This is a genomic window from Microcystis sp. M113S1, assembly GCF_020246945.1.
In the GTDB taxonomy this organism is placed as follows: Bacteria; Cyanobacteriota; Cyanobacteriia; order Cyanobacteriales; family Microcystaceae; genus Microcystis.
In genome coordinates, this window is the sequence record NZ_JADBSA010000082.1 from 1 (window position 1) to 10,505 (window position 10,505).

Sequence of the window (10,505 nt, forward strand, 5' to 3'; positions counted from 1 at the left end):
ATGTACTGTCTTACACAAAGTCCACAGACTTTCGCGAACTTTCAGAAGCCCGATTCCGTGTGTCCCACGGTACGGTTCTGACTAAACGCTTCTTGTACTTGTTGCGCGCGACTTTTTACCCGGACAAGCTTTTCTGAACGGAACTCCCTAAGCCGAGTTTTCAAGGTGCTGTCCGCCCACTTGGTTTTCGAGACGGTCTTTTTGATTCTAACGTAAAGCCAACCTAGAACGGCGGGGTTTCCCACCCAAAATTTTCGATGATCATTTTTCTAGTCCGAAAAGCTCGCTCTTGAAAAAGGGGACAATTGTTAAATATTATTAAAATAATATTTACTAATTAACCAAAATACCAGTGAAACTAGCTCAAGCTCAGACGATATTAACAGACACTTTAACCGTATTTTGGGGAGAATGGCTAGATTTACGCGCTAGAGTCCTTCAGATCGCAGCCACAGGTTTAGTTTCTCCCCTAATCTATATTATTGGTTTCGGGTTGGGGTTGGGAAGCGCCCTCGATCGCTCGATGAAACCCTCGATCGGCGATTCTTATCTAGAATTTATCTTACCCGGAATGGTGGCCCTGTCCTCAATGGCGATCAGTTTCGGGGGAACCACCTTTTCGATCTGTGGCGATCGCTTATTTAGTAAAACCTTCGAGGAATTATTATTACTTCCCGTCCATCCCCTCTCATTATTTTTAGGCAAAGTTTTCGCGGGAATTTTGCGGGGTGTCATGACTTCTGCAGCAGTGATTCTCGTTGCTATCTTGTTTACAGGAAAATTTGCCAGTTTTCTCAATCCCCTCTTTTTATTAGTTTTAATCTTAAATTGTGCCGTCTTTGCCAGTTTAGGGGCAATTGTCGGATTGCGAGTTACATCCCTCGAAAGTGTCGGTCTGTATAATAACTTTATAATCGTGCCGATGTCTTTTTTAGGAGCAACTTTTTTCGATCCCCAAACCTTACCCTGGCCATTAAAAATTATTGTTTATTCCTTGCCCCTCACCTATGCTAGTCTGGGATTAAGAGCCGCAGCCTACGATATCAATCAATTTCCTTGGTTCGCTATCCCCATTTTATTAATCGTCGCTATTCTTCTCTCGATCATCGGTGCTTATCAATTCTCCCATCAAAGGGATTAAATCAGTGATCAGTGATCAGTAATCAGTAATCAGTGAGCAGTAATCAGTAATCAGTGAGCAGTAATCAGTAATCAGTAATCAGTAATCAGTGATCAGTGATCAGTAATCAGTGATCACTGATCAGTTATCAGTAATCAGTAATCAGATTTTAGTTTTCGGTGAACAGTATTAAGTGGCAAGTTCCGAGCTTTCTTTGCACTGTTTACTGTAATCCTGACTCCTATCTCCTGACTCCTATCTCCTGACTACTTTTTACTTTGAATAAATATATCCTTTTTTATAAACCCTACGAGGTATTATGTCAGTTTACTGATGAAAATGGGCGCTCGACTTTAAAAGATTATATTCCTATCCCCAATATCTATTCAGTCGGTCGTTTAGATAGGGACAGCGAGGGATTATTATTACTCACAGATAACGGTCAATTACAGCATCGTTTGGGTCATCGTCAATTTGCTCATCCGCGTACCTATTGGGTACAAGTCGAAAGAATTCCTGACCTAAACGCTTTAGAAAAATTGCGTCAAGGTCTTCCTATTCAGGATTATCTCACTCGACCAGCCATAGTTAATTTACTAGATTTTGAACCAGATTTACCCCCCAGAGAGCCACCGATTCGTTATCGAAAATCTGTCCCCACCGCTTGGTTAGAAATTACCTTAACTGAGGGGAGAAATCGTCAGGTAAGAAGGATGACGGCAGCTGTTGGTTATCCCACTTTAAGATTAATTAGAACAGCCATTACTATTGACAAAAACAATAAATTATGCTTAACAGGATTACAACCCGGTCAATGGCGAGAAGTGACTGAAAAAGAGAGAAAAACCTTAGAAAGGTTATAATTTTTGCAAGTAACCTTGATAACCAAAATTGAATGTATAGTTTGGGACTTGCTCAGATGATCCACAATTATCTATAATTGTGAATATTAAACCGAAAGACAAATATGAAAGTTAAAATTAAAAATCTTGGCATTTTAAAACAGGCAGAATTCAGTTTAGGCGACCTCACAATTATCTGTGGTCGTAATAATACAGGTAAAACTTATGCTACCTATGCTTTATTCGGTTTTTTAGACACTTGGCGAAGACTATTAACGGGGCCAAGATTTGGCCTCAAAGAAAAAATTGAGCAACTACTTTCTGATGGTGTAATTAGTCTCGATCTACAGGAGTATGTTCAACAGTGTGAAAGTATTCTTACTACAGGTTGTCAAAGATATGTTCGACAAATACCTGAAGTTTTTGCGGTCAACGAGGAGAGGTTTAAAAATGTTGATTTTCAGATAGAATTAAATTTTGACAATATTCAATTTGAAAATGGGTATGAAAGGACAATTAGCACAGCTAAATGGGAAACTATCTCGATTAGCAAACCTGAAAATAACCCCTATTTATCCATTACATTGCTAAGAGAAAAATCTAATATAAATCTGTTAGTTAATGTTCTTGAAGAGATCATTGACAACAGTATCAAAGATATAATTTTCTCTCAGTTTTTTCCCAGGCCATTTATTGCCAGTGCAGAAAGGACAGGAGCGGCAATTTTTCGCAAAGAGTTAAATTTTGCTCGTAATCGTTTACTGGAAGAAATTAGCAAAAATAGCAATTTTAATCCTAGAGAACTGTTATTTAATGTTTCTCAGGATTATGCGCTCCCGGTCAAAGAAAATGTAGATTTTACTAGACAAATAGAAACAATTGTCAAAAAAACTAGCTTTATTGCCGAAAATCATCCCAGTATTTTAGAAGATTTTGCCGATATTATTGGTGGTCAATATATGATTACTAGCAATGATGAACTTTATTACATTCCTAAAGGAAAAAAACTTAGACTATCGATGGATGAAAGTTCTAGTGCTGTACGTTCTCTTTTAGACATTGGCTTTTATTTAAGACACGAAGCTCGCATCGGAGATTTGTTAATGGTAGATGAACCTGAATTAAATCTCCATCCAGAAAATCAACGCCGTATCGCTAAACTTTTCGCTCGACTGATTAACATTGGTATTAAAGTTTTTATCACTACTCACAGTGATTATATTATCAAAGAAATCAACACATTAATTATGCTCAACCAGGAAAAACCACACCTGAAACAAATTGCAGCGGAAGAAGGCTATAGACAAGAGGAATTATTATCGGCCGATCAAGTTAAAGTCTATATTGCTGAACAAGCTTTAGAGATGTTAAAAGGAAAAAAAAGAAAGACAAAATCACACACTTTAAACCCCGCTAAAATTGATCCAGAAATGGGTATCGAAGCGCGCAGTTTTGATACTACTATCGAAAATATGAATCGCATTCAAGCGGCTATTATTTGGGGTGAGGAGTAATGTCTGATATTGCTATGCTCAAAGAAATGATTAAGGATTGTGCGATAATAGATTTGGAATATCAAAAAAAATACAAACGAGATAGCTATTTACTGAAACTGACAGAAACTCAAGATAACTATTCGTTTGTGGTTAATGGAATGCCGAAACCCGATGAGGTTATTGTGATCAAGCTAGATGAGTTTTTTGATGTCCGCAAAATTTTTACTGGTAGTAAAGGTGAGTGTAAGCGTGCAGATTTTATAATTATCGCTAATACCACTTCTGAAAAAGTTATCCTTTGTTTGGAAATGAAGAAAAGCAGAGATGATAATTCATCGATAATTAAACAATTAAAAGGAGCCAAATGCTTTGTCTCCTATTGTCGTGAAATCGGACGCTTATTTGGGAATCAACCCGATTTTCTTCGGGACTATCAATATCGCTTTGTTAGTATTAAAAATATCAGTATTTCTAAAACAACCACCAGCAGCCCTAAATTTTCTCAAAAAAGTGAGATTCATGATCAACCAGAAAAAATGTTAAAAATTTCCGCTAAAGCCAAGCACTTTCAAGAATTAATTTAGTCCTATAGCTTGACATTATGAACGATTTAATCTCGATCGAATAACGATCTTTTGCCGAGAGTGCCGAAAGAGCCTTATCGATGCTCATTTTTAAAAACTTCAAACACCTGCCGACTGAAATATTTTAACTTATCAGCCACTTTGGGAGAGGGTTGATAATTGCCGACTAATTGCCAATTTTCCACCGTAGATAGTCGCCAAGCGGTTCCTTGATGGTTAAAAGCCTGCATTTCTAAGCCAATCAAACGCTGATGCTGATCCTCGCTATCGAGATGAAAACGAATTTGTACCAGAATACTGCGCCCTTGAATTCTGGGACTCCAACCGGGAAAATGGAAAGCGATATCGATCGAGTCGGGATCTGTTAACTCCCTTGTGTGGGGATCATTGCGCCAAGGTTTCAGATCTGCCTTTGCATCGGGGAATTGTTGTTTAAACAGGTTGACGAGTGTGGCGATCTTTGCCGTTAATTCTAATCCTTTTGCCTGTTCCGACGCATTCATGCTCACCTCTGATAATTGCTTATAAAGTAACTATTTATACAGTTTAGCCCTGCTTTTTGCGACTATTGCACCAATTATAACGATATTTTCTCGATCGAGTCCAAAATGCCGCACCTGTCAATCAAGATAGCGCAGCCAAAAAGACAAAATCAAAACTAAACTAGAAAATAGGATAATCGACAGGAACAGTATTTTCTATGAATCCCCAAGAGTCTCTATTACAATCGATCGAAAAATTAGGCTATCGGGTTACGGTGGGTGATGTGGCGGCAAAATCGGGTTTAGAGATTAACGCTGCACAACAGGGATTATTAGCTTTAGCTGCGGAAGCGGGGGGACATTTACAGGTAGCAGATACGGGGGAGATTATCTATCTTTTTCCCGAAAATTTTCGCTCAATTCTTCTGAATAAATATTGGCAATTAAAGTTAAAAGCTTTCGGTAGTAAAATCTGGCAAGTAGTTTTTTATGTTATTCGCATTTCCTTTGGCATTGTTTTAATTATTTCGATTTTAATCCTCTTGCTGGCTATTCTGGCCATCCTGATAGGCTTAATGTTCAAAGATAGTGACTCGGATAACAATTCGGGAAATAGCAAAATTAATATTAACTTCTTTCCCACGGACTTTTTCTGGATTTTTTATCCCGATTTTGGTAATAACTACTACGAAAGAAGAGATAGGGAAGTTAAGGCAGAAAAACCCGCTAGTAAGATGAATTTTCTGGAGTCAGTTTTTTCTTTTCTTTTTGGCGATGGCGATCCTAATTTTAATTTAGAGGAGAGACGCTGGCAAACTATCGGTCAAGTAATTAAAAATAATCGTGGCTCGATTATTGCTCCACAAATTGCCCCCTATCTCGATAGTATTACCGCTAGTCATGAGGAGACAGAAGACTATGTTCTGCCAGTTTTAACTCGCTTTAATGGGTTGCCGCAAGTGTCCGATCGAGGCGATATTATCTATTATTTTCCCGATCTACAGGTGACAACCAAAGAGAGAAAAGTACAAGCATTGTCACCCTATCTAAGAGAAAAAAGCTGGAAGTTTAGCGAAGCGGATAGTGGTCAAATTATCTTAGCTTTAGGTTTAGGGGGGGTTAACTTTATCCTCGCTTTAGTTTTAGGATTTTTGCTCAACAGTGATAGTGTCGATTTGAGCGGTTCTCTGGGGTCGATAGTCACAGGGATCTACGGTTTTCTCCTCAGTTATGCCGCTGCTTTTTTGGGGATTCCCCTCGGTCGTTATTTCTTTTTGCAGTGGAGAAATGAGCGGGTTAATCAACGCAATCAACAGCGAGAAAAAAGAGCAGATTTATTAGCACAAAGTAATCCTGAATTAGAGCAAAAACTTGCCTACTCTCGTCAATTCGCTGACCAAAAAGTGATTACAGATGCTGATATTAGTTATTCTACCGATCAAGACTATCTCGAACAAGAGATCGAGCGCTCCGATAAAATCGATCGAGAATGGCAAAAACGCTTAGAATCGCCCGATTAATCGCTCAAATCCCCACCAGTAAGTTTACTAAAAAGAGGGCGAAGGCAATTCGCCCCGACCAGAAAAAATGCTCTTTAAGTAAGTAGTTATAATTCAATTGAAGATAGATTCTGCCCGGTGCATCTCACATTTGCAGAAATACCCACAATCAGCAATTATCAATGACTCTTAAATGATGACAAATGTGTCAGCAGCTGCCTGTAAGCATCCCACCGAAAAACTAATGCGCTCCGGGGTTTGGGGGCGGCGCCACGACCCCAACGGGGGGTTTGGGGGGTAGAACCCCCCAAAGGCTTGGATTGAGTGATAAAATCGGAAGTAATGCCAAATGTTAGCCGAGAGTTTCTGACAATTTTTAACACCTACCTACTTAACTTAAACGATCGAGAGTGCGATACTGAATTGCTTCGGCAACGTGGGAACTTTTCAGCATTTCACTATCTCCTAAATCGGCAATGGTGCGGGCAACTTTGAGAATGCGATCCATTGCTCGGGCCGATAAACCCAATTTTCGGATTGCCCCTTCTAAAATATGGCGACTGCTATGATCAAGAGCGCAAAAACCCCGCAAATGCTCGGAATTCATCTCCGCATTAGAGCGAATCCCCGTATTCTGAAAGCGATCGCTGGCCTTTTGTCTGGCCCTTTCTACCCGTTGCCGCACTTGCTCAGAAGCTTCTCCCCGACTCTCTTGGGTCATTTCTTCCGGTTTCAGGCGATTTACCGTCACTTGTAGGTCAATACGGTCTAAAAGCGGTCCCGATAATTTCGCCCAATACTGTTCCCGTTGTCGCGGTGAACAGCTGCAGGGTTGCACCGAATCGCCGTAATAACCACAGGGACAGGGATTAGTACTGGCCACTAGGGTAAAACGCGCCGGAAAAGCGACGGAAAGACGAGTGCGAGAAATGCTCACATAACCATCCTCTAGGGGTTGTCGGAGATATTCCAAGACACTGCGCTTAAATTCCGTTAATTCGTCCAAAAATAAAATACCACGGTGGGAAAGAGAGATTTCTCCCGGTCGGGGATAAGTGCCACCTCCCACCAGCGCTGCCCCGGAAGCGGAGTGATGGGGACTGCGAAAAGGACGCTCGCGCACCAGGGAACCTCGATCTTTCAGTAATCCGGCGACGGAATGAATCTGGGAGACTTCTAGGGATTCGGCAAAGGTTAACTGCGGCAGAATTCCGGGTAAACGTCGCGCTAACATGGTTTTACCGCTGCCCGGCGGCCCGACAAAAATTAGGTTATGACCCCCAGCTGCGGCAATTTCCAGGGCCCGACGGCCAATTGCTTGGCCTTTGACATCCTTGAGATCGGGGAGATTTACCTGCGATCGCCCAAATTCCTCGGCAGCGTTAAAAGTCATCGGTGAATAGCGATCGGGTTCATTTAAGAAATTTACCACTTCCGATAGATGACGAAACCCATACACTTGTAAGCCTTTAACCACGGCCGCTTCTTTGGCATTATCGGCGGGAACCACTAAACCCTTGATCCCCATTTTTTCGGCGGCGGCAGCAATGGGTAAAACCCCCGCCACGGGACGCAAACTACCATCGAGGGATAATTCGCCTAAAAAGAGAAAATCCCCCAATAAACCGGCTTCTACCTGTTCGGAAGCCCCTAAAATGCCGATACTAATCGGTAAATCATAAATTGGCCCCTCTTTGCGGATATCGGCGGGACTTAAATTGATGACAATTTTGCGGATGGGAAAGGCAAATCCAGCATTTTTTAGGGAAGCTTTTACCCTTTCTTTCGACTCCTGCACTGCGGTATCGGGTAAACCCACCACGGCAATTCCGGGTAATCCCCCCGATACATCCACCTCTACCCCGATTTTAATGGCATCGATGCCGATAATTGCCGCACTCCAAACCCTTGCTAACATTTTGGCTCAAGTAAAAATAAAGTGAGTTCTTAGGAAAATGAAACAGGATGTTAGGCTAGTTTTCCGCATAAAAATGATTTTATCTGGGAATTTACCCTGAAAATAACCGTATTTATCGGGATAACCTCACCAGAAAAGCTGAGAGCTTAATGGTATAGTTGAAAAAAAAGTAATTTGTCTATGAGCGAGACTATTTTTAGCAAAATTATCCGTAAAGAAATTCCTGCCTCGATCGTCTATGAAGATGATCTGGTCCTCGCTTTTCGAGATGTTAATCCCCAAGCACCCACCCATATCCTCATTATCCCCAAAAAACCGATTCCGAAACTAGAGGAAGCCAGCGACAGCGATCAAGAGCTATTGGGACATTTGTTACTAACTGTTAAAAAGGTGGCCGCCGAAGCTAAATTAAGTCAAGGTTATCGAGTGGTGATTAATAATGGGGAACAGGGAGGTCAAACCGTCGATCATCTTCATGTCCATCTCTTAGGCGATCGCCCAATGGCCTGGCCTCCGGGTTAAACTCCCGTTGTTTTCCCGCATTTTTGCGGAATTATAGAGCTAGAAGCCTTCTTTTCCGAGTCTGTCTTCTCGATTTAGTTACCTTTTGCTCCTGATGAATAAGTCTATTTCTGCGATCGCATTGGCCAGCACCCTGCTGCTATTTCCCTTCACCCCTACGACTCTCGCTCAATCGGAATGCTTTCTCCAAAGAGCAGATGGACAACACATAGATCTTAGCCGTCTCTGTGGCGGTTCATCTAGAAATAGGAAAAATTCCCCGCAAGTTTATCAGCTACCGATTCAACGCCGGGTTAGCGGCATTCCCACGGTGATGGTGGTTTTTAATAACCGTCACTATTATGAAATGCTTTTTGATACGGGAGCTAGTGGCATCGTCCTTACCGATGCCATGGCGAAAGCGATGAAAGTCAAACGGGAAAGGGAAGTACTTGTTCATACCGCTGGCGGTGTCGTTAAGGTTTATCTTGGTCGCATTAATTCTGTTAAAGTTGGCGAGGTGGTTTTATCTAATCAGATTGTTGGTATTTCTCCCCAAATGGAAGGGTTAGGACTCTTGGGACAAACTTTTTTTGGTTCCTATGATGTCACGATCAAAAAAGATGTGATCGAATTACGTTATCGTTCATAGTCTGACGGGAAAAATGATCGCTTTTCTGACTCTAATCTAAAGTTTCTCTCTCTATTTGTTCCCGTTCGATCGCTTCAAATAAGGCCCGGAAGTTGCCTTCTCCAAAACCTCTAGCGGCATGACGGCGCTCGATTAATTCAAAAAAGAAAGTCGGCTGGGAAAAAATTGGTTTAGTAAAAATTTGCAGTAAAGTCGGCTTTTCTGGGAGGGAATGACTATTTTGTTCAAAATCGATGAGAATTTCCTGTTTTTTAATTTCTGACCATTCCCAATCAGCAATATTAAAATCTTTTTTTTGATGGTTAATTTGTTGATAATAACTATTGGGAACTGACAAAAAATCTACTTTTCTTTCTTTTAATTGTTGAGTTAATTTTAAAATATTTGCTGTTTTTAAAGCAATGTGTTGAATGCCAGATTTTTGATTAATATCTAAAAATTCTTGAATTTGAGAACTGTTACTATCTGGCTCATTAATCGGTAATTTTAATTCAGTTTTGGGGTGAACAAGTACCTGAGAATAAAGACCAGAACGCTCCGTTTTAATAGTAAAAGTTTGCCTTTTTTTAAAGCCTAAATTTTTCTCATACCAATTGGCTGTTAACTCTAAATTCCCCTGAAAAACATTTAAAACTAAATGATCAATTGCCAGAATATCCTGATTATATTGTTCCTTACTATCATACTCAATTAGATTAGGATCGGCTAAAATTGGCGTGATTCCCTGTCTTTCAATTAACGTATGTTTGAGATTAGCAATGCTAGAGATTTGACAGCTTTTTATCTTACCCCTAGCCAAAACAGTTTCCTCAATAAAAATGTCCTGTTTAATTCTCCTAGCTAAACTATCTAAATCCTCCACTTGAAAAGCTACATCCGCCACCCCTTCAGGATATTTACTTAAAAATTCCGCCACGGGACTAAAGGAATTTAAGGGAGAAGATAAGATAAAAATAATCTGTTTAGTTTTATCTTTTTGGATGCCATTGCCAACTATTTCCGTGTGCGTGTGGAGATTAACTAAACTTGCGATCGTCTGAAAATCCATCACCCGCACAAACCAATCTCGCCATTTTTTGGCCGATTCTACATAAAAATGAATATGATCAATAAACATAGATAAAGTCAAAAAAGGGGGTTTTTCAGTGAGCAGTAAACAGTCAACAGTCAACAGTCAACAGTCAACAGTAAACAGTGAGCAGTAAACAGTAAACAGTGAGCAGTAAACAGTGAGCAGTAAACAGTGAGCAGTAAACAGTAAACAGTGAGCAGTAAACAGTAAACAGGTATAAAGATAAAGATAACTAACTAACTAACTAACTAATTAACTTAAAACTTACATCTGATAACTGATAACTGATAACTGATAACTGATAACTGATAACTGATAACTGATAACTGATAACTGATA

10 protein-coding genes are annotated in these 10,505 nt (G+C 40.4%); 7 read left to right on the forward strand and 3 right to left on the reverse strand.

What is annotated here, in order from left to right; all coding sequences use genetic code 11:
- The first annotated feature begins 352 nt into the window (after positions 1-352).
- The 4 genes from IM319_RS04745 to IM319_RS04760 all read left to right on the forward strand — a co-directional run bounded on the left by IM319_RS04745 (position 353) and on the right by IM319_RS04760 (position 4,042).
- Positions 353-1,141, forward strand: coding sequence for an ABC transporter permease (locus IM319_RS04745; protein ID WP_286825307.1), 789 nt, complete (start codon positions 353-355; stop codon positions 1,139-1,141).
- A 257-nt stretch (positions 1,142-1,398) separates the two neighbouring features.
- A complete protein-coding gene (locus IM319_RS04750; RefSeq protein ID WP_287734822.1) occupies positions 1,399-1,983 on the forward strand; it encodes a pseudouridine synthase in 585 nt (194 codons plus the stop codon).
- A gap of 104 nt (positions 1,984-2,087) precedes the next feature.
- Entirely contained in the window at positions 2,088-3,476 is a 1,389-nt protein-coding gene (locus IM319_RS04755; RefSeq protein ID WP_287734824.1) for an AAA family ATPase, read from the forward strand.
- Positions 3,476-4,042 carry a hypothetical protein gene (locus tag IM319_RS04760; protein WP_287734826.1) on the forward strand — a complete coding sequence of 189 codons (567 nt, stop codon included), beginning with the start codon at positions 3,476-3,478 and terminating at the stop codon, positions 4,040-4,042. Before IM319_RS04755 ends, IM319_RS04760 begins: the two co-directional genes overlap by 1 nt.
- Positions 4,043-4,116: 74 nt before the next feature.
- Here the strand turns inward: IM319_RS04760 and IM319_RS04765 are convergent, their stop codons facing one another.
- Positions 4,117-4,545 (reverse strand): hypothetical protein, encoded by a 429-nt coding sequence (locus IM319_RS04765; protein ID WP_002743840.1) that lies wholly within the window; start codon positions 4,543-4,545, stop codon positions 4,117-4,119.
- A 197-nt stretch (positions 4,546-4,742) separates the two neighbouring features.
- Here IM319_RS04765 and IM319_RS04770 point away from each other — a divergent pair, with 197 nt between their 5' ends.
- The gene (locus tag IM319_RS04770; RefSeq protein ID WP_287734828.1) at positions 4,743-6,044 is read left to right on the forward strand and encodes a hypothetical protein; all 1,302 of its coding nucleotides are present in this window, start codon (positions 4,743-4,745) and stop codon (positions 6,042-6,044) included.
- A 370-nt stretch (positions 6,045-6,414) separates the two neighbouring features.
- On the opposite strand, the gene IM319_RS04775 is transcribed toward IM319_RS04770, so the two are convergent.
- Complete coding sequence (locus IM319_RS04775) at positions 6,415-7,941, reverse strand: YifB family Mg chelatase-like AAA ATPase (RefSeq protein WP_286825302.1); 1,527 nt, start codon at positions 7,939-7,941, stop codon at positions 6,415-6,417.
- A 180-nt stretch (positions 7,942-8,121) separates the two neighbouring features.
- On the opposite strand from IM319_RS04775, the gene IM319_RS04780 reads away from it, so the two are divergent.
- Both IM319_RS04780 and IM319_RS04785 read left to right on the forward strand, forming a co-directional pair.
- Complete coding sequence (locus IM319_RS04780; protein ID WP_286825301.1) at positions 8,122-8,463, forward strand: histidine triad nucleotide-binding protein; 342 nt, start codon at positions 8,122-8,124, stop codon at positions 8,461-8,463.
- A gap of 94 nt (positions 8,464-8,557) precedes the next feature.
- The gene (locus IM319_RS04785; protein ID WP_287734830.1) at positions 8,558-9,094 is read left to right on the forward strand and encodes a retropepsin-like aspartic protease family protein; all 537 of its coding nucleotides are present in this window, start codon (positions 8,558-8,560) and stop codon (positions 9,092-9,094) included.
- A gap of 31 nt (positions 9,095-9,125) precedes the next feature.
- On the opposite strand, the gene hppD is transcribed toward IM319_RS04785, so the two are convergent.
- A complete protein-coding gene (gene hppD, locus IM319_RS04790) occupies positions 9,126-10,211 on the reverse strand; it encodes a 4-hydroxyphenylpyruvate dioxygenase (RefSeq protein ID WP_287734832.1) in 1,086 nt (361 codons plus the stop codon).
- Positions 10,212-10,505: the final 294 nt, after the last annotated feature.

What these genes read in the sequence shown, in the direction of transcription:
- IM319_RS04755 (WP_287734824.1), top strand. Translation starts at nt 2,088, where the DNA reads ATGAAAGTTAAAATTAAAAATCTTGGCATTTTAAAACAGGCAGAATTC.
- IM319_RS04760 (WP_287734826.1), top strand. Translation starts at nt 3,476, where the DNA reads ATGTCTGATATTGCTATGCTCAAAGAAATGATTAAGGATTGTGCGATA.
- IM319_RS04765 (WP_002743840.1), bottom strand. Translation starts at nt 4,545, where the DNA reads ATGAATGCGTCGGAACAGGCAAAAGGATTAGAATTAACGGCAAAGATC.
- IM319_RS04770 (WP_287734828.1), top strand. Translation starts at nt 4,743, where the DNA reads ATGAATCCCCAAGAGTCTCTATTACAATCGATCGAAAAATTAGGCTAT.
- IM319_RS04775 (WP_286825302.1), bottom strand. Translation starts at nt 7,941, where the DNA reads ATGTTAGCAAGGGTTTGGAGTGCGGCAATTATCGGCATCGATGCCATT.
- IM319_RS04780 (WP_286825301.1), top strand. Translation starts at nt 8,122, where the DNA reads ATGAGCGAGACTATTTTTAGCAAAATTATCCGTAAAGAAATTCCTGCC.
- IM319_RS04785 (WP_287734830.1), top strand. Translation starts at nt 8,558, where the DNA reads ATGAATAAGTCTATTTCTGCGATCGCATTGGCCAGCACCCTGCTGCTA.
- hppD (WP_287734832.1), bottom strand. Translation starts at nt 10,211, where the DNA reads ATGTTTATTGATCATATTCATTTTTATGTAGAATCGGCCAAAAAATGG.